Annotated in this window: 17 protein-coding genes and 1 tRNA gene; 11 read left to right on the top strand and 7 right to left on the bottom strand. The window is 56.7% G+C overall.

The genetic code is table 11. The features are described 5' to 3' along the window. Positions 1 to 113 precede the first annotated feature (113 nt). Positions 114 to 956: a DMT family transporter gene (locus H7R76_RS17495; protein ID WP_182965946.1), complete on the top strand. Its 843-nt coding sequence runs from the start codon at positions 114 to 116 to the stop codon at positions 954 to 956. Here the strand turns inward: H7R76_RS17495 and H7R76_RS17500 are convergent. Next, positions 912 to 1,826, bottom strand: a complete 915-nt coding sequence (locus H7R76_RS17500; RefSeq protein ID WP_182965948.1) for a LysR family transcriptional regulator — start codon at positions 1,824 to 1,826, stop codon at positions 912 to 914. The two genes, H7R76_RS17495 and H7R76_RS17500, sit on opposite strands and share 45 nt — an antisense overlap. Before the next feature lie 140 nt (positions 1,827 to 1,966). On the opposite strand from H7R76_RS17500, the gene H7R76_RS17505 reads away from it, so the two are divergent. Then, a complete protein-coding gene (locus tag H7R76_RS17505) occupies positions 1,967 to 3,277 on the top strand; it encodes a serine hydrolase domain-containing protein (protein ID WP_182965950.1) in 1,311 nt (436 codons plus the stop codon). 71 nt (positions 3,278 to 3,348) lie between these two features. Here the strand turns inward: H7R76_RS17505 and sbmC are convergent, their stop codons facing one another. Continuing rightward, positions 3,349 to 3,819, bottom strand: a complete 471-nt coding sequence (sbmC, locus tag H7R76_RS17510) for a DNA gyrase inhibitor SbmC (RefSeq protein WP_182965952.1) — start codon at positions 3,817 to 3,819, stop codon at positions 3,349 to 3,351. Positions 3,820 to 4,481: 662 nt separating this feature from the next. Between sbmC and H7R76_RS17515 the strand changes: the two genes are divergently transcribed. Continuing rightward, positions 4,482 to 6,038 (top strand): T6SS phospholipase effector Tle1-like catalytic domain-containing protein, encoded by a 1,557-nt coding sequence (locus H7R76_RS17515; RefSeq protein ID WP_182965954.1) that lies wholly within the window; start codon positions 4,482 to 4,484, stop codon positions 6,036 to 6,038. Between the two features lie 94 nt (positions 6,039 to 6,132). On the opposite strand, the gene H7R76_RS17520 is transcribed toward H7R76_RS17515, so the two are convergent. Beyond that, positions 6,133 to 6,209: transfer RNA gene (locus H7R76_RS17520), tRNA-Arg, on the bottom strand. A gap of 250 nt (positions 6,210 to 6,459) precedes the next feature. On the opposite strand from H7R76_RS17520, the gene folD reads away from it, so the two are divergent. Both folD and ybcJ read left to right on the top strand, forming a co-directional pair. Then, positions 6,460 to 7,326, top strand: a complete 867-nt coding sequence (folD, locus tag H7R76_RS17525) for a bifunctional methylenetetrahydrofolate dehydrogenase/methenyltetrahydrofolate cyclohydrolase FolD (RefSeq protein ID WP_182929361.1) — start codon at positions 6,460 to 6,462, stop codon at positions 7,324 to 7,326. A gap of 1 nt (position 7,327) precedes the next feature. Next, on the top strand, positions 7,328 to 7,540 hold the full coding sequence (ybcJ, locus tag H7R76_RS17530) for a ribosome-associated protein YbcJ (RefSeq protein WP_106930499.1): 213 nt from the start codon (positions 7,328 to 7,330) through the stop codon (positions 7,538 to 7,540). A 243-nt stretch (positions 7,541 to 7,783) separates the two neighbouring features. Here the strand turns inward: ybcJ and cysS are convergent, their stop codons facing one another. Further along, positions 7,784 to 9,169, bottom strand: a complete 1,386-nt coding sequence (gene cysS, locus H7R76_RS17535) for a cysteine--tRNA ligase (RefSeq protein WP_106930501.1) — start codon at positions 9,167 to 9,169, stop codon at positions 7,784 to 7,786. A gap of 185 nt (positions 9,170 to 9,354) precedes the next feature. Between cysS and ppiB the strand changes: the two genes are divergently transcribed. The 5 genes from ppiB (at position 9,355) to mnmH (ending at position 13,458) form a co-directional block, all read left to right on the top strand. Beyond that, a complete protein-coding gene (gene ppiB / locus H7R76_RS17540; protein WP_106930503.1) occupies positions 9,355 to 9,849 on the top strand; it encodes a peptidylprolyl isomerase B in 495 nt (164 codons plus the stop codon). A gap of 3 nt (positions 9,850 to 9,852) precedes the next feature. Continuing rightward, positions 9,853 to 10,575: a UDP-2,3-diacylglucosamine diphosphatase gene (gene lpxH / locus H7R76_RS17545; protein ID WP_106930505.1), complete on the top strand. Its 723-nt coding sequence runs from the start codon at positions 9,853 to 9,855 to the stop codon at positions 10,573 to 10,575. 117 nt (positions 10,576 to 10,692) lie between these two features. Then, positions 10,693 to 11,202: a 5-(carboxyamino)imidazole ribonucleotide mutase gene (gene purE / locus H7R76_RS17550; RefSeq protein WP_106930507.1), complete on the top strand. Its 510-nt coding sequence runs from the start codon at positions 10,693 to 10,695 to the stop codon at positions 11,200 to 11,202. Continuing rightward, the gene (gene purK, locus H7R76_RS17555) at positions 11,199 to 12,266 is read left to right on the top strand and encodes a 5-(carboxyamino)imidazole ribonucleotide synthase (protein WP_106930509.1); all 1,068 of its coding nucleotides are present in this window, start codon (positions 11,199 to 11,201) and stop codon (positions 12,264 to 12,266) included. The genes purE and purK overlap by 4 nt, the downstream gene beginning before the upstream one ends. A gap of 106 nt (positions 12,267 to 12,372) precedes the next feature. Next, positions 12,373 to 13,458, top strand: a complete 1,086-nt coding sequence (gene mnmH, locus H7R76_RS17560) for a tRNA 2-selenouridine(34) synthase MnmH (RefSeq protein ID WP_182965956.1) — start codon at positions 12,373 to 12,375, stop codon at positions 13,456 to 13,458. 39 nt (positions 13,459 to 13,497) lie between these two features. On the opposite strand, the gene H7R76_RS17565 is transcribed toward mnmH, so the two are convergent. From H7R76_RS17565 to ybbA, 3 genes are all read right to left on the bottom strand, one after another. Then, positions 13,498 to 14,640, bottom strand: coding sequence for a porin (locus H7R76_RS17565; RefSeq protein WP_106930513.1), 1,143 nt, complete (start codon positions 14,638 to 14,640; stop codon positions 13,498 to 13,500). Between the two features lie 270 nt (positions 14,641 to 14,910). Beyond that, positions 14,911 to 17,325, bottom strand: a complete 2,415-nt coding sequence (gene ybbP / locus H7R76_RS17570; RefSeq protein ID WP_182965958.1) for a putative ABC transporter permease subunit YbbP — start codon at positions 17,323 to 17,325, stop codon at positions 14,911 to 14,913. Next, positions 17,322 to 18,008 (bottom strand): putative ABC transporter ATP-binding protein YbbA, encoded by a 687-nt coding sequence (gene ybbA, locus H7R76_RS17575; RefSeq protein ID WP_106930517.1) that lies wholly within the window; start codon positions 18,006 to 18,008, stop codon positions 17,322 to 17,324. Before ybbA ends, ybbP begins: the two co-directional genes overlap by 4 nt. Here ybbA and tesA point away from each other — a divergent pair. Next, a complete protein-coding gene (gene tesA / locus H7R76_RS17580) occupies positions 17,979 to 18,608 on the top strand; it encodes a multifunctional acyl-CoA thioesterase I/protease I/lysophospholipase L1 (protein WP_106930578.1) in 630 nt (209 codons plus the stop codon). The genes ybbA and tesA overlap by 30 nt on opposite strands. Positions 18,609 to 18,611 lie beyond the last annotated feature (3 nt).

An 18,611-nucleotide genomic window follows, 5' to 3' on the forward strand; every position in this document is an offset into this window, starting at 1 on the left:
ACGTAATCAAGTGTCAATAGACGTGACTCAAAACAGGTTGTCATCTAAGAACGATGGCGCGACGTGCGACGGCTTCGTGCATAATCAGCGAACCGTTTGACGAGGAATTCTCCGTGCTCCCCAAGATTCTGCTCACCATGGCCGCCTTTGCCGCCAACTCCCTGCTCTGTCGGCTGGCGCTAAAAGGTATGCATATGGACGCCGTCTCTTTCAGCGCCCTCCGCCTGATCAGCGGCGCGGTCGCGCTGCTGCTTTTTCTACGACTGCCCGGCATCCCCAAAAAACCAGAGTTCAATGGTCTGAACGCGGCGCTGCTGGCCCTTTACGTTTTCGCCTTTTCACTGGCCTATCTGTCATTAACGACCGCCGCCGGCGCGTTGTTACTCTTCGGCACGGTGCAGTGCATGATGACCGGCTGGGGGCTGATACGTGGAGAACGGCTGACGTGGCTCAAAAGCGTGGGCATGCTGGGGGCAATGGCCGGGCTGGCGTTGCTGCTCTTGCCGGGCGCGGGTCATCCTTCCGGCGGGGCGGCGTTGCTGATGATGATCTCCGGCGCGGCCTGGGCGGCCTACTGTATTACCGGCAAAAAGGTCCAGAACGCGGCGGCGGCCACGGCAGGCAATTTTACGCTGGCCGTACCGATGGCGCTGGTCGCGCTCGTGCTGAGCGGCGTGCCCATCCACGCCGATGCGGCGGGGCTGCTGCTGGCCATCACGTCGGGGGCGCTGATGTCTGGCGGTGCCTACCTGCTATGGTATTCTATCCTACCGCGACTGAGCCCAACCACTGCCAGCACGCTCCAGTTGAGCGTTCCCTGCCTCGCGGCGCTGGGTGGCCTTATCTTGATGGGCGAAACGCTCGATACGCGGATGCTGGTGGCTATCGCACTGACCCTGTCCGGGATCGGGCTAGTGATTGCCGCCGACCGACGAGGCAGAGGCTTCACGCCATAGCGTGGGCAGATGAGCAAGCGCCTCTTCGATGATAGGGCGTTTATCGCTGCCGGGACGCCAGATAACCACCATCGTCTGGCTGATACCCTCGTTGCCCACCACCGTAGGCACGACGGAGACTCCGGCCCATTGCGATGCATGAAAATGCGTGGGTAAAAATCCCCATCCGCATCCCGCCTCTATCAGACTGCGTACCATTTCCCGCTCATTGCTAAAAATCACGCTTCCCGCAATTTGCAGCCGACGGGACACCGGTATGTCGCTCGCCGGGTGCATCACGATCTGCGGAATAAGCGACAGGTCAAGCAGTGAACAGGGCAGCACTACATCGGCAAAACGCCTCTGCGAGGCGTAGAAATTCATCTCAACGCTGCCGAGCGCGCGCCACTCCATTTCATTACCAAGGCTGCGATTATGGGCCTGAAAAAAACCCAAATCGGCCTGCCCAGTTGCTAACCCGCTCTCCCCTTGCTCACGCGTCGTACAGGTCAGACTCAAGCGCACGTTGCGTTTGGCCATCTGCGCAATCAGTGCCCGCAGAAAGGCGCGCGGGGTGAAGGGATCGTACATGACCTCAAGCGACTGAACATCGGTGGCCGGTACCTGATGCGCAAACTGCTCAAATGCCCGCGCCTGGCGAATCAGCAGATGGGCCTGACGATGAAGCAGCTCGCCTTCAGGCGTAAGCTGCAGCGACCGTCCCTGACGAACAAACAGTTCATAGCCCAGACCATCCTCAAGAAGATCGATCAAATCGCGCAGCGTCGTGCGGTCTTTTCCGAGCCTGATGGCCGCCTTGACGAGGCTGCCGTATTCGGCAACGGCGGTGAAGGCTTCAAGCTGGGCAAGTGAATACGACAATGACGGCACACCTCTCTCCTTAAGCTCTTATGGTGGGGTTTTCCCCCCATATTGCGTTTTTTATTATAGTCCGCCGATTTTTATACTGCATCCGTATCACCTCTCTGCGCGGTTACCTGTCTATGGGTATAACGAAAATCGAGAACGCTATGAATCAAAAACAAAAATCTTCACCTGCACAATATTGTCTGCTGGCCGGTCTGGTTGCCGGAGCCTTCTTTTGCGCCCCGGCCATGGCCGCCTGCGAAGGGACGGAATTAACCCGCTGCCCGGCACCGTTTGACGCTCAACTGCCGGATACGCAAAAGATGCTCACCTGGGATCAGGCCGAGCGCGTCATCGGCTTTCGTAACGATTATCGCAACTACGCGGGCGATGTTTTCCACCACGGTCATGCAACCCCCCTGCAAATGGCAAACCAACCGCTCACCCAAGCCACTTACCAGTTGAAGGGGCAAACATGGAATTTGCAGGATTACATTAAACGACAGAATGTGAGCGGCATGCTGGTCCTGAAAGACGGCAAGATAGCCTGGAAATATTTAGGCGAAGGCAATACGGATAGCACCCTGTGGACTTCGCGTTCAGTGGGCAAATCGGTGGTTTCAACGCTGGTTGGGGTTGCGCTGAAGGAAGGTAAAATTCATTCGTTGAACGATCTGGTCACACGGTATGAGCCTGACTTAAAGGGGACCGCCTGGGAGGGTGTCACTCTGAAGCAGCTGATCCAGCATACCTCCGGGGTCGCATGGAATGAGGATTACACCAATCCACAGTCTGATTTCGCTCAGTTGACGCAGTGCGAGGCGCATCCAGGCACCTATGATTGCGTACGCAAGCTGGTCTCCGGGTTGAAGCGCGCGCATCCGGCGGGTGAAGTCTGGTCGTACTCATCCGGCGGTGCCTGGCTCCTGGGCGACGTGCTGGAACGTGCTACCGGTATGACGCTCGCGGCCTACCTTGAGAAAAGCATCTGGCAACCGTACGGTATGGTAAATGATGGCGTATGGCACGCTTATGCCAAAGGTCAGCACAACGTTGGCGCGCATGGCTTTAACGCTACGCTGGAAGACTGGGGACGCTTTGGTGAATTCGTGTTACACAACGGCCGCCTGCCTGACGGCAAACAGATACTACCGGAAAACTGGGTCTCGGACTCCGCCGCCTGGACGACCGCAAAAGGCTCCGTTTCCGCCGCACATCCGCAGGGAATCTATGGCTACCAATGGTGGAACAATGAAGTTCCCGCTAATGCTCGCGACGTTGTTCCTGCGGCAAAAACGTCTCTCAAAGGCTCTATGTGGGCGCTGGGAATTTATGGGCAAATGATTATGGTAAACCGCGCGGAGAATCTGGTGATCGTTCAGTGGTCAACGTGGCCGCAGGCAGAACCGTCCTTCAGCGCTCAGCCGCTTGAGGCTTCGCTGATGTTCAGCGCGATCGCCCACGCGCTCCGTTAAGATCCCGACAACGGCGTATGTCAGCCAGCGCACTCAACGCCAGAGTCGCTCATGCGCTCTGGCATTTTTTATTACGCCTTCGGCGCTACCGCGACATACATTTCAATATCCCAGTAACCGTCTTGCGCACCGTTGTTCAGGTAAAGCTCAAAGCACGGTTTTGGCGCCATGGTATGCGCCTCATCTTGCGCCAGGCTATTAAAGAACTGATACCAGGGCGTAGAGAAGTCGTGATCGATAACGCGGGCGCGCGCCACCGCATACAGGCCGCCTTCAACCTCGGTCATCATCACGCCTTCGCTGTTTGGCGGAATAACAAAACCCTCAGGTACCGTGACGGCGGTATCACAGCGCAACTTCTCCGGCGGGACGTCGTCGGGATTATCGTAGTAAACCGCCAGCCACTCTTGTGCGGGGATCTGTTTACCTTCGACCCACATCATCAGTTGCTCAAAGCCTTGTTTAACCGTCTGCTCCCAGGGGCCAACCATATGAAAACCGGCAATTTTACGTGCTGCAGCCTGCTTCACTTCGTATTCCATACCGCCTCCGTTAAGACACTGTAATTACATACAGTATAATCACTGTTTTCGGATACAGACAATCACACAGCGAACAATATGTGAGCAAATTCGCACTCTTGCCAATACGCGTAGGACGGAAGAAAAAAAGGATAAATGGCCCCTGCAGAATTCGAATTAACCACGTATCTATATTGAAATAAAATGATTTTCACCAGTCCGAAAAACGTTGAGGCCCCCAAACCTTTCTGGCTGGATTTTTTGCGGGTTATCCGCAATGGAGGGTGGATTATATCCTGTTTTGGGAGAGGGCTGAATATGGACTATAGGCTGACACATTGCCCCACTCATAGTCCAGATACATGATCAAACTCCCGTAGATTGTTCGTTACTGATATCAAACCTGCAGGCCGTGCATAACCACCTAACCTATCGAGCTACTTCACATCGTCGGGCAGTACAGCAACTTTAGAGAGGCGTACAGCCTGACTGCAGCTGCTTTTAAATACTATGGTTTTTCCATAGATAATTTTTATTCTTCCGACGACATAAAACATGACTTAATATATCAATGAGATATAGGAATATTTACTCAATCGGCCCCCTTATTCTGGCAATAAATTTTCTTTGGGCCATATAGGCACAGAGGCAGTACCCGATTTTTTATCATCAGGATGAATAATATGAATAACACTCTAATATATCGGGTCTGCAAACTCATCATAGCGGCACTGTGTTGCATTGTACTCAGTGCCTGTACAAGCCTAATTTCTGGTAATAGGTCAGTTCCAGTACGCGCCACTGATCAGGAGGATATAGAGAAGGCTTTAGCTATGCCGATAGATGCGCCATTGATCACGTACCCAATTGGGCATCGCCCAGTCAAGATTTATAAGGTGGCGTTTGATGGTACCTTTAACGATCGCGATCGGATACCCTTAGATGAACGTGAGACGCTGGTGGCAAGAATTGCCCGGCAAGTGAATGCTGATCGTTATTATCGTGGCGTTGGCATGCAAGGCAGTGGTATCGATTATCTTGACGGGATCTCGGGTTCCAGTAGTTTTGACGTTGCCGAGCAGGCAAAGCGCGAATTTTTCGCGCAAGCAAGCAAATGGCTGTTGGATAATCCCAACACCGATATTCGTGTATTTGTCACAGGATTCAGTCGGGGGGCGGCAACAGCGCGGCATTTTATGAATTTAGTGACGCAGCAGTGGCCGATGCAATTTGGCACGGCTGAAAGGTCCGCTGCTAGCACCGGCCCAAGATTTTATGCGCTGCTTTACGATACCGTAGCCACCGCGCAGAGTCATACTCTGATGCTGAACATCCCGTCGTCCGTGGATTATCTGGTGCACTTCTATGCGACAAATGAAACCCGTAACCAAACTTTTGCGCCGATAATCGATAGCGACCCGACCCCTCTACCACCCCTATGGCGTTTCCAACCGATACCCCATCGCATCAATCTGATCCGCTTGCCAGGAGCCCATTCTGACATCGGTGCATCCTACCCTAAGGGAATCAGCGATATTTATATCCAACTAACGGAACAATTTTTGTATGCCATGGGATTAAGTGGGAACAACTGCTGGGAGAACGACGAGGATCCGCTACTGGCAGGGAAGCATGATTCTCGTGGATTACTGGATAAACTCTTTGGCAGCCTCGATCCGACTCAGGTCAATCATGTCAGTCGCAATGATATTACTAAACCGGCCTCTCCGCTAACGCCTGAAGAGCGGGCGATGATTGCAGATCGTCTTCAGGCGATGTACATAGCCAATGCCGCACGCGGAATCAATATATTTACCCATAGTACACAGGCGTTGTTTGCCCGAATGCAATTAAGGAAAACGGCTAACAAACTTGAATTGCTGAGTGTCGGCAAGAGTATTGACGCAGCATCTGTGACGTTTACCCCGGAAGGTGATGCCATTCGGTTGAAGTATCGCTTCAGCCAATTAGGGGGCGGTAGTAGCTTATTGCTTGAACCGAATGTACTGAAACAGATCAGCGATGAGCCGAAGGGATCCGAACTGACTATCACCTTCATAGTAGAGGGAAACATGGCGAATCTCGCCATCTGGATAGATGATAAACTAGCAGAATCCAAGCCTGGGTTTATCGGCGAGCCTAGGATCTTTACGCCGTCGATAAAGAGTTGCCATAAGCAGCCTGACGGAACGCTGCGATCGCCGATAGAAACGAGAATTCTATATGATGGACGGCTGTAGTGGCTCAGTAATTCATGACACCTTGAAATCCTGTTAATGTTAAAGCAGTGAATATCAGGAGGAAGCAAAAGAAGCGTAAGCTATTGAAATTAAATGGCGCGCCCTGCAGGATTCGAACCTGCGACCCACGACTTAGAAGGTCGTTGCTCTATCCAACTGAGCTAAGGGCGCACTGAGAAGTGGACACTTCGAGGGGGTGAAACGCGTGGAATTATACGGTCACAGTCCGATGAGTCAATCCATTTTCTAACGAAACCTGCGCCGCCAGCGACGATGGACAAAGTACGACCAACTATCGCTCAAGTCTTCAACAAAACGACTTTCCGATGAAAACTCGCAAACGATACCTGACAGCAAGCCTCGCATCTGACAAAATATGTGCATCCCCCCTTCGTATATGACAGATGGAAAAGTTTCCCTGATGGCAGCAAAGATTATTGACGGTAAAACGATTGCGCAGCAGGTGCGCTCTGAGGTTGCGGAAAAAGTGAAGGCGCGCGTTGCCGCAGGAAAACGCGCCCCTGGGCTCGCCGTTGTGCTGGTTGGCAGCAACCCGGCTTCGCAAATTTATGTCGGCAGCAAGCGCAAAGCCTGTGAAGAGGTGGGGTTCGTCTCCCGCTCTTACGATCTGCCGGAAACCACGTCCGAAGCTGAGCTGCTGGCGCTGATTGATACCCTGAACGCCGACGCCACTATCGATGGCATCCTGGTGCAGCTTCCGCTGCCTGCGGGCATTGATAACGTGAAAGTCCTCGAGCGCATTGCGCCGGACAAAGACGTCGATGGCTTCCATCCGTACAACGTTGGCCGCCTGTGCCAGCGCGCGCCGCGCCTGCGCCCGTGCACCCCACGCGGTATCGTGACGCTGCTGGAGCGCTATAACATCGACACCTACGGTCTCAATGCGGTCGTGATCGGCGCGTCCAATATCGTCGGTCGCCCGATGAGCATGGAGCTGCTGCTGGCTGGCTGCACCACGACCGTCACCCACCGCTTCACCAAAAACCTGCGCCATCACGTCGAGCACGCCGATCTGCTGATCGTCGCGGTCGGCAAGCCGGGCTTTATTCCGGGTGAATGGATTAAAGAAGGCGCAATCGTCATTGATGTCGGGATTAATCGTCTCGAAAGCGGTAAAGTTGTCGGCGACGTGGTGTTTGAAGATGCCGCCGCGCGCGCATCCTACATCACCCCGGTACCGGGCGGCGTCGGTCCAATGACCGTTGCCACCCTGATTGAAAACACCTTACAAGCTTGTGAAGAGTATCACGACGTGGAGAAGGCATAAGATGGCAACATTTTCTTTGGGTAAGCATCCGCATGTGGAACTCTGTGACTTACTGAAGCTGGAAGGCTGGAGCGAAAGCGGCGCACAGGCGAAAATCGCCATCGCCGACGGTCTGGTCAAAGTGGACGGAGCGGTCGAAACCCGCAAACGCTGCAAAATTATCGCCGGTCAAACGGTGAGTTTTGAAGGCCAGAGCATCACCGTTACCGCATAATCCCGCCAGTCTCCCGGCCGAGCGCTGCAACGCCGGGTTTATTTCTCTCCCCCCATTCAGACTCTCCCCTGCTTCGCGCAGCGGTACTCCCGTGCACGTTATCGATGAAATAGCCGCCCTTTGCGCGTTCGCACGCCTTACGGGGAGCGGATGGTGATATCAGAGGAATATGGTGGAGTCGTGGAGGGGGGAGCATGAAGCACGGCCCCACCGCACGCTATTCGCGCGGCGGGGCCGACCAGATTACTTACGGCGCCAGGTGGTGCCCTGCGGGCCATCTTCCAGCACGATGCCCATCTCGTTGAGACGGTCACGCGCGGCATCGGCCGCCGCCCAGTCCTTCGCCTTACGCGCATCCAGACGCTGCTGAATTAACGCTTCAATTTCCGCAACTTCACCGTCGTCAGCCTGCGCACCGCTTTGCAGGAAGGCTTCCGGTTCCTGCTCCAGCAGCCCCAGCACAGAGGCGAGCTTACGCATATGCGACGCCAGCGCGTTGGCCGCATGCGCATCTTCCGTTTTCAGGCGGTTTACTTCACGCGCCATATCAAACAGGACGGAATAGGCTTCCGGTGTGTTGAAATCGTCGTCCATGGCTTCAATAAAGCGTGCTTCAAACGCCTCGCCGCCCGCCGCTGCGACGGATTTATCGGTGCCGCGCAGAGCGGTGTACAGACGTTCCAGCGCCGAACGCGCCTGCTTCAGGTTCTCTTCGCTGTAGTTCAGCTGACTACGGTAGTGACCGGACATCAGGAAGTAGCGAATCGTCTCCGCATCGTAGTACTTCAGCACGTCGCGCACGGTAAAGAAGTTGCCCAGCGATTTGGACATTTTCTCACGATCAACCATCACCATACCGGAGTGCATCCAGTAGTTGACGTACTCGCCGTCGTGCGCACAGGTAGACTGGGCAATTTCGTTTTCATGGTGCGGGAACATCAGATCAGAGCCGCCGCCGTGAATATCGAAATGGTTGCCCAGCTGCTTGCAGTTCATGGCCGAACATTCAATGTGCCAGCCCGGACGCCCAGCGCCCCACGGCGATGGCCAGCTCGGCTCACCCTCTTTAGACATTTTCCACAGCACGAAGTCCATCGGGTTGCGCTTCACGTCCACCACGTCAACGCGCGCGCCCGCCTGAAGCTGGTCCAGATCCTGACGCGACAGCTTGCCGTAGTTGGGATCGGTGGGCACCGAGAACATCACATCGCCGTTATCCGCCACGTAGGCGTGGCCTTTGGCGATCAGCTGTTCGGTGATTTCAATAATCTCGTGAATGTGGTGGGTCGCACGTGGCTCCTGATCCGGACGCAGAATGTTCAGCGCGTCGAAGTCTTTGTGCATTTCGGCAATCATGCGATCCACCAGCGCAACAAAGCTTTCGCCGTTTTCATTGGCACGTTTGATAATTTTGTCGTCAATATCGGTGATGTTACGCACATACTTCAGCTTATAACCGAGGAAACGCAGGTAACGCGCGACGACGTCGAAGGAGACGAAGGTGCGGCCATGGCCGATATGACAGAGATCGTAAACGGTGATACCACACACGTACATGCCGACTTCACCGGCGTGAATAGGCTTAAATTCCTCTTTTTGGCGGGTCATTGTATTGAAGATTTTTAGCATCGAGAATTCCATGTTTACGTGTGTGAACCGGGCATACGCCTGAAACGGTATATTCTACCCGTAATTCAACCCGGAAGCAGCACACAATGCAAGGTGATCGATGTCCCGGCTTATGCTATAACAGACGCCTATATGCCGCCCACCGTCGGGCGAAAGCACCACAATAAACGGAACAGGATGCAGAAATGGTTACTTTCCACACTAATCACGGCGACATCGTTATCAAAACTTTCGACGACAAAGCGCCGGAAACAGTTAAAAACTTCCTGGATTACTGCCGCGAAGGTTTCTACGACAACACCATCTTCCACCGTGTTATCAACGGATTCATGATTCAGGGCGGCGGCTTCGAGCCGGGCATGAAGCAGAAAACCACCAAAGAAGCGATCAAGAACGAAGCGAACAACGGTCTGAAAAACACCCGTGGTACGCTGGCCATGGCGCGTACTCAGGCTCCGCACTCCGCCACCGCCCAGTTCTTCATTAACGTTGCCGACAACGACTTCCTGAACTTCTCCGGCGAAAGCCTGCAGGGTTGGGGCTACTGCGTGTTTGCTGAAGTGGTTGAAGGTATGGACGTTGTTGACAAGATCAAAGGCGTTTCCACCGGCCGCAGCGGTATGCATCAGGACGTTCCGAAAGAAGACGTCGTGATCACCAGCGTGACCGTCAGCGAGTAATTAGTGGCGACACTTTTTATCGCAGATTTGCACCTGCAAACAGAAGAACCGGCGATTACCGCCGGTTTTCTGCGTTTTTTACGCGGTGAAGCTCGCCAGGCCGACGCACTGTATATCTTAGGCGACCTGTTCGAGGCGTGGATTGGCGATGACGATCCGAATCCGCTGCACCGTGAAATGGCTGCGGCCATTAAATCGCTGGTTGACGCTGGCGTACCCTGTTTCTTTATTCACGGCAATCGTGACTTCCTGATAGGCAAACGCTTTGCCCGCGAGAGCGGTATGCTGCTGCTGCCCGAAGAACAGGTGCTCGATCTCTATGGCCGCCGGCTGCTGATTATGCACGGCGACACGCTTTGTACCGACGATCCCGGCTATCTGGCCTTCCGCGCAAAAGTACATACTCCTTGGATTCAAAGGCTGTTCCTCGCCCTGCCGCTGTTTATTCGCCGCCGTATTGCGCAGAAAATGCGTCACGACAGCAAAGCCGCCAATAGCCACAAGTCGATGGACATCATGGATGTAAACCAGAATGCCGTCGTCGCGGTGATGGAAAAACATCAGGTGCAGTGGCTGATTCACGGTCATACGCATCGTCCGGCTATCCATGAGCTCAACGCCAACGGCGCGCTGGCGCACCGCGTGGTGCTCGGAGCATGGCACAGCAACGGCTCGATGGTCAAAGTGACCCAGGACGACGTTGAGCTGATTCCTTTCGCGTTTTAAATTTCCGTCTGAATACGCCATTTCACGGCGACGCAACCGTTTTCCTTGCCCATTTTCCGTGGTATTCTCTGTGGCCTCTAAGTCGTGTGCAGCACACCCACAGGAGTTTTCAGACGCATGTCTTCCCGCAATAATCCGGCACGTATCGCCATCGTGATGGGGTCCAAAAGCGACTGGGCTACCATGCAGTTCGCCGCAGAAATCCTCGATATTCTGAATGTTCCTCACCATGTTGAAGTGGTTTCCGCCCACCGCACGCCCGATAAGCTGTTCAGTTTTGCCGAAACGGCGGAAGAGAACGGCTACCAGGTGATTATTGCCGGAGCCGGCGGTGCAGCGCACTTACCCGGAATGATTGCCGCCAAAACGCTGGTACCGGTGCTGGGCGTGCCGGTACAGAGCGCGGCATTAAGCGGCGTCGATAGTCTCTACTCTATCGTACAGATGCCGCGCGGGATCCCGGTAGGGACGCTGGCGATTGGTAAAGCCGGCGCCGCCAACGCCGCGCTGCTGGCCGCACAGATTCTGGCTCAGCACGATGCGCAATTGCATCAGCGTCTGGCCGAGTGGCGCCAAGCACAAACCGATGACGTTCTGGAAAACCCGGACCCGCGAGGTGCCGCATGAAGCAGGTCTGCGTACTGGGCAACGGCCAGCTTGGCCGTATGCTGCGTCAGGCCGGTGAACCGCTGGGCATTGCCGTCTGGCCGGTAGGACTAGAAGCTGACCCGGCCGCCGTGCCGTTCCAGCAGAGCGTGATTACCGCTGAAATTGAACGCTGGCCGGAAACCGCCCTGACCCGCGAGCTGGCCGAGCATACCGCTTTTGTAAACCGCGACGTCTTCCCGATTATCGCCGACCGTCTGACGCAAAAGCAGCTCTTCGATAAGCTCGGCCTGGCCACCGCCCCGTGGCAACTGCTGGCCAGCGAGCAAGAGTGGCCGGCCGTATTTGACCGTCTGGGCGAGCTGGCGATCGTCAAGCGCCGCACCGGCGGCTACGACGGCCGCGGCCAGTGGCGCCTGCGCAAAGACGATACCGCGCAGCTGCCGGAAGAGTGCTATGGCGAATGCATCGTCGAGCAGGGGATTAATTTCTCCGGCGAAGTGTCGCTGGTGGGCGCCCGCGCGCGCGACGGCAGCACCGTATTTTATCCGTTGACCCACAACCTGCATCAGGACGGTATTCTGCGCATGAGCGTTGCCTTCCCGCAGGCCGATGCCCAACAGCAGGCGCAGGCAGAAGCCATGCTCAGCGCCATTATGCAAGCGCTGAACTACGTCGGCGTGATGGCCATGGAGTGTTTTATCACGCCGGGCGGGCTGCTGATTAACGAACTGGCGCCGCGCGTGCACAACAGCGGCCACTGGACGCAGAACGGCGCGTCGATTAGCCAGTTCGAACTGCACCTGCGCGCCATTACCGATCTGCCGCTGCCGCCGCCGGTGGTCAACAGCCCGTCGGTGATGGTTAACCTGATTGGTACCGATCTCAACTATGACTGGCTGAAGCTGCCGCTGGTGCATCTGCACTGGTACGACAAAGAGGTTCGCCCGGGTCGTAAAGTGGGCCACCTTAACCTCAGCGACAGCGACACCGGCCGCCTCAGCGCAACGCTGGAAGCGCTGGTTCCGCTGCTGCCTGGCGAATACGCCAGCGGCATTGCTTGGGCGCAAGCACGCCTGAAGTAAGCCTTTAGTGCCGGGGAAAGAATCTAACGCTTCCCCGGCCCCCTCCTTGAAGCGTAAAATCCTGCCCTAAACGCCATACCCCACTTTGCCAGAGAAGGATTGCCCCATGGAAAATGGGACGGATTACTGCGCCATTCTGCGCGCGGAAACGCCCATCATTGACGTTCGCGCCCCGGTTGAGTTTGCCCACGGCGCGGTGCCTGCAGCCATGAACCTACCGTTGATGACCGATGATGAACGCGCAGCCGTCGGCACCTGCTATAAACGTCAAGGCGCGGAAGCCGCCCTCGCGCTCGGCCACAAACTGGTTGCCGGTGAGACGCGCCAGCGCCGCATCGACGCATGGCTGGCGGCCTGTCGACAGGCGCCGCAGGGCTATCTGTGCTGCGCGCGCGGCGGGCAGCGTTCGCATATTGTGCAAAGCTGGCTTAAAGACCAGGGCATTGATTACCCGCTGATCGTCGGCGGCTACAAGGCGCTGCGCCAGGCGGCAATGCAGGCGACGGAAGCACTGGTTCGTCATCCGATCGTGCTGATCGGCGGCTGTACCGGTAATGGCAAAACGCCGCTGGTTCGCCAGCAGCCTCAGGGCATCGACCTGGAAGGGTTAGCACACCATCGCGGTTCTTCATTCGGCCGGACCCTCAGCGCCCAGTTTTCCCAGGCTACCTTTGAGAACCATCTGGCGACGGCGCTGCTGAAGGGCGCACATAAGCGGGATCGCGTACGCTGGGTGCTGGAAGATGAAGGCCGAATGATTGGCGCAAATCATCTGCCGGAATGCCTGCGCGAGCGCATGGCGCAGTCGCCTATCGCCGTGGTCGAGGACCCGTTTGAGATCCGTCTTACACGTCTGCGCGAAGAGTATTTCACCCGCATGCACCGTGACTTTATCGCCACCTATGGCGAGGAAAAAGGCTGGCAGGAATACAGCGAATATCTGCATCACGGTCTGTACGCGATTCGTCGCCGCCTGGGGTTACAGCGCTTTGCCGAATTGACCGCGACGCTCGACGGTGCGCTCGCCGCGCAGCAACAAAGCGGCTCCACCGAGGCACACTTCGCCTGGCTGATTCCCCTGCTTGAAGAGTACTACGATCCGATGTACCGCTATCAACTGGAAAGAAAGACCGACAAGATTGTGTTTCGCGGGACAAGTCAAGAAGTGACCGAATGGCTTGGGGAAAACTGAAGGGTAAACCAAGGGCGGCAGAGCCGCCCTTGTTAACGATTAGAAATCGTAGCGCAGACGCACCAGGTTCATATCGCCCAGATCGTCGGTGCTGGAAGTAAACACGTGTTCGTAGTCCACGCGGAAACCGTAATCCAGCTGGAAGCTAATACCTACGCCATTATCCGTGCGCTGGTAGTTGCGACCATTCACGTATTCAATACGGTCACCCATAAAGTACGGTTGAATAGATTTAACCGCGTATTGACCCACCGGGATTTTGTAGCCCGCGAAGTATTCAATACCCCACGCGTCGCCCGCGAAGTAGTCGTGAACGTTCACTTTCTTGGTGGTCATGAAGTTCTGATACCAGCCGCCGCCCAGAGCAAATGTCCAGTTATCCGGGGTCCAGCTCAGCGCGGTGCCCACGATGTTCTGATCGTAGGTTTTACCGTCGGTATTCTGCGGGTTGTGCATATCCGCGCGGGTGTAGTTCCACGCCGTACCCCAGGTCAGGTCGTCGGTGATGTGGTAATCCACACCCAGTGAACCGCCGCCTTTACGTTTGTAAAGCAGGCCGTTGTTCGGGTTGTAGTCGTCGCTGAACAGGTAGGATGCATAAAGATCGACATCACCCACGGTTTTTTTGTATTTCAGTGATTTACGGGTACGGTAAGAACCATCGTAATCGCCGTTGATACCGTTACCTGGCGCCTGACCAATCATGTCATAGTCCCAGATATCGGTTTTCACGCCGACCACATCGTAATAAACGCTGTTCTGTTGACCGAAGGTCAACGTACCCCAGGTGTTGCTTTTCAGACCGGTGTACAGCATACGACGGGTAGTGTTGTTCGCGCCGTCAGCGTAGTGGTTATCCCAGTCAAACAGCGCCGGAATGTTCACGCCCAGTTCGTAGTAGCTGACCCAGCTAATGTCATCGAACAGGTAGTAATCTGCTGCGAAGCGGAAACGGGTGCCGCCATCGAAGCCGTTACGCTTGTATGAGCCTTTATCACCATCACCGGTCATCATGTTGAACTGCGGACGAATACTCCCGCCCACGGTGAAATTAAGACGGCTAAGCGGGTTCCCGGCCTGCGGATCCTGCTTGAGCAGGGTAATTTCAGCCTGGGATGCGAAAGACGTTAACGCCACTGCTGCACCGATCGACAACGCCAGTGCTTTCATTTTTATAGTCATTATTTTTCCTTGATAGATTTATAGCCAACTATCTGGCTGATAAATATTATCGTCTATTAATAAAATCCACCTGGCTGATTTTTATTAAAATGTGCGATTTAGGTTTCCAGTTTTACCGAATGGTGCCATAAAACAGGCAAGATGATGAAAGGATGAATAATTTTGACGAGCAGCGATCGCTACGCATAGGCAGGGTACGGCGTTTATGCCGCCATCCAACAACGTGCAGCGTAGCGCCGTCCGGCGCTACGCAAGAGCAACGCCGTTAAACTAGCCGGAGAACTGGCGGAACAGCGCCCGCCCTTTCAACAGCCGCAGCCCTAAGCCACCGCCGCATAATGACAACAGCAGCGCGCCGCACAGCGGCAGGGCCAGCCACAGACGCCAGTCCGGCGACCACGGGAAGTCGAACACTTTCGTTTGCAGCATCGCCAGTGCCGTTTCGGCCCCGATGGCCGCCACCAGCCCGGAAATCGCGCCCAGCAGCGCAAATTCAGCCCACAGCGTTAGCCGCAGCAACGGCTTCCCGGCACCGAGGGTGCGATAAACGACCAGCTCCTGATGGCGCTGGCGCATTCCCACCTGCACCTGAGCCAGCAGCAGCAGCACACCGCAGGCGGTGACCAGCACCACCATCACTTCCAGCGCCCGACTCACCTGCGCCAGCACCTGGCCGACCTGTTTCAGGATTGCGCCGATATCCAGCAACGTAACCGTCGGGAACTCGCGGTTGAGCTGCGTTAGCAGCGTGTTACCGTGATCCCAGCGGAAGCTGGTTAGCCAGCTCTGCGGCTGACCATCGAGGGCGCCGTCGGGGAAGATAAAGAAGAAGTTCGGTCGCAGACTCTCCCAATCAACCTTGCGGATACTGCTCACCTTCGCGGTAAAGTCCTGAGTATCACCGGTAAAGGTTACGCTATCGCCGAGGCGGATATTCAATCGCTGCGCCAGCCCTTCTTCAATTGACACTTCCCCCGCTTTTGGCGGCCAGCTTCCTGCGACCAGCGGATTGTGCGCCGGGCGCTGGTTTTGCCAGGTCAGGTTCAGCTCGCGGTTGAGCGACTCCTCCTTGTTGCCCTCGGTGCTTTGGCCGTTGATCTGCGTGAGCCGCGCGCGAACAATCGGGTAGAAGGCCGCCGGAATCACCTGATGTTCGGCAAGGAAGGTTTTCACCTCACTCACCTGCTCAGGCGCGATATTGATCAGAAAATAGTTCGGGCTTTCCGGCGGTAGCTGCTGCTGCCAGCGATCGAGCAGATCGCCGCGCAGCACCAGCAGTAGCGCCAGCAGCATGAACGACAGCGAGAACGCCGCCAGTTGACTCAGCGTAGACCACGGCTGGCGCAGCAGACGGTTGACCGCCAGGCGCAGCGGCAGCGCGCGTAGCGTCAGGCGCTTAAGCACCTTCAGCAGCAGCCAGCCCACCACGCCGCACAGCGCCGCCAGCACCACCGCACCGGCCAGCACCGACCACAGGAGTGGGCTTCCGCCCATCAGCCAGGCCAGCAGCAGCACGGTCACCGCGGTGACCAACGGCAGATAAATCTTCAGCGGCCAGACGTTGGCGACAATATCCTGGCGTAATACGCGCAGCGGCTGGGTCGCCAGCAGCAACCGGTATGGTCGCAGCCCGACCAGCAGCGAAATGACCGTCATTGACCCCACCGCCCACAGCCACGGCCAGGCGCTGGCAGCGGGCAGCGCCGCCGGCAGCACCGGTTTGAGTAGCGTGAGCAGTATGGACTCAAATAACAGCCCCATTGCCCCACCGGCCAGCGCGGAGAGCATCAGCAGCAGCAGCCACTGACCGATAATCAACCGGCGTAGCTGTGCGCGCCCGGCCCCCAGCGTTTTAAGGATGGCCACCAGATCGTAGCGGCTGCGGCAGTAGTGCCCCATCGCCACCGCCACGGCGGCTACCGCCAGCAGCAGCGTTAGCAGCGCCGACAGCAGCAAAAACTGCTGGGACCGCTGGAGTGACTTACCCAGCGCGCCGTCGTCCTGATTTGGCCCCAGCCATCGGTGCTCGGGCTTCAACTGCGGCAGCAGCCAGCTTTCATAGCTCCCTAACTGCTCGGCGGTGCCGGCAAACATGTAGCGCCAGCTCACCCGACTACCGGGCTGCACTGCGCCGGTTTTCGCGACGTCGGCCAGATTCATCATCAGGCGCGGCGCCATCTGGAACGGATTAAAGCCGCTATCCGGCTCCTGCACGACTTCTCCGGCAATGCGCAGCGTGGCATCGCCCACATCGAGGCTGTCACCCATTTTCAGATTCAGCAGCGCCAGCAAACGCGGTGCCAGCAGCACCGTGCCAGCCGCAGGTTTCAGGCCCGCAGGGGCCGTTTCCAGCGCGCCGTACAGCGGATAGCGATCGTCAACCGCCTTCACATCGGCCAGCTGTGGCGTATCCCCCGCCCAGGTCATGGTGGAGAAATGGATCTGTTCACCCACCGTCAGGCCGAGCGCGCGAGCTTTCTCCAGCCACGCGAGCGGCACCTCCCGCGAGCTGCGCAGCACCCGGTCGCCGGCCATATATTCACGGCTTTGCTGATTGAGCCCTTTGTCCATGCGGTCGCTGATGCTGCCCAGTGCTAGCACGCAGGCCACCGCCAGGCTTAACGCCAGCCAGACAATCAGCAACGAAGGCGAACGCCACTCGCGCCAGAACCAGCGTAAAATCATGCTTCCTCCCGTAGCTGCCCGTCCACCAGCCGCAGACGGCGATCGCAGCGAGCCGCCAGCTGCGCGTCGTGGGTCACCAGAATCAGCGTAGTGCCGTGCTCGCGGTTAAGGGAGAACAGCAGATCGGCAATTTTATCGCCGGTCTGACGATCGAGGTTACCGGTCGGTTCATCGGCAAACAGCAAATCAGGACGGCCGTTAAACGCGCGGGCCAGCGCCACGCGCTGCTGTTCCCCCCCGGAAAGCTGCGCCGGAAGATGATGCAGACGCTTCCCAAGCCCCAGCTGTTCCAGCAGCGCTTTCGCGCCCTGACGGCTCTGGGCGTCGCTTTCGCCGCGCAGCAGCGCCGGCAGTTCGACGTTTTCTAACGCATTAAGGGTAGGAATCAACATAAAGGATTGAAACACGAAGCCAATGTGCTGAGCGCGCAGCCGCGCGCGCGCTTCTTCGTCCAGCTTGTCCAGCGGATGGCCGAGCAGCTTCACTTCACCGCTGCTGCCGTCGTCAAGCCCGGCGAGAATCGCCAACAGCGTCGACTTGCCGGAACCCGACTCACCAATTAAAGCAAGGGTTTGCGCCGGTTTGACAATCAGGTTAACTCCGGTAAGGATGGAAAGCTCATGCTCACCCTGACCGACGGATTTCTTCAGATGATGCACTTCAAGTACGTTTTCCGCTGGCATTTGCCTTTCCTGTTGTTGTTGCTGTTAAGCCTGCGCGCCGCGGCGGCGGACACACTGTTAGTGCTGGGCGACAGCCTGAGCGCGGGCTATCGCATGGCGGGCACCGCCGCCTGGCCTGCCTTGCTGAACGATAAGTGGCAGCCGAAAATCACGGTTATCAACGGCAGTATTAGCGGCGATACCGCGCAGCAAGGGCTGGCACGCCTGCCCGCGCTGCTTAAACAGCACCAGCCACGCTGGGTACTGGTTGAACTGGGCGGCAACGACGGCCTGCGCGGTTTTGCGCCCCCACAAATCGAGCAAACGCTGCGCGCCGTACTGCAACAGGTGAAAGACGCGAACGTTCAGCCGCTGTTAATGCAAATTCGCCTGCCCGCAAACTACGGACGCCGCTATAATGAGGCGTTTAGCGCGGTCTATCCGAAGCTCGCCAGCGAATTCAATGTTCCACTGCTGCCCTTCTTTATGGAAGAGGTCTACCTTAAGCCGCAGTGGATGCAGGATGATGGCATTCATCCCAACCGTGACGCCCAGCCGTATATTGCCGACTGGATGGCGACACGTCTGGCCCCATTAGTTAATCACGACGTCGCAAAGTAAAGC

It is taken from the genome of Klebsiella sp. WP8-S18-ESBL-06, from assembly GCF_014169755.1.
Taxonomy (GTDB): domain Bacteria; phylum Pseudomonadota; class Gammaproteobacteria; order Enterobacterales; family Enterobacteriaceae; genus Kluyvera; species Kluyvera ascorbata_B.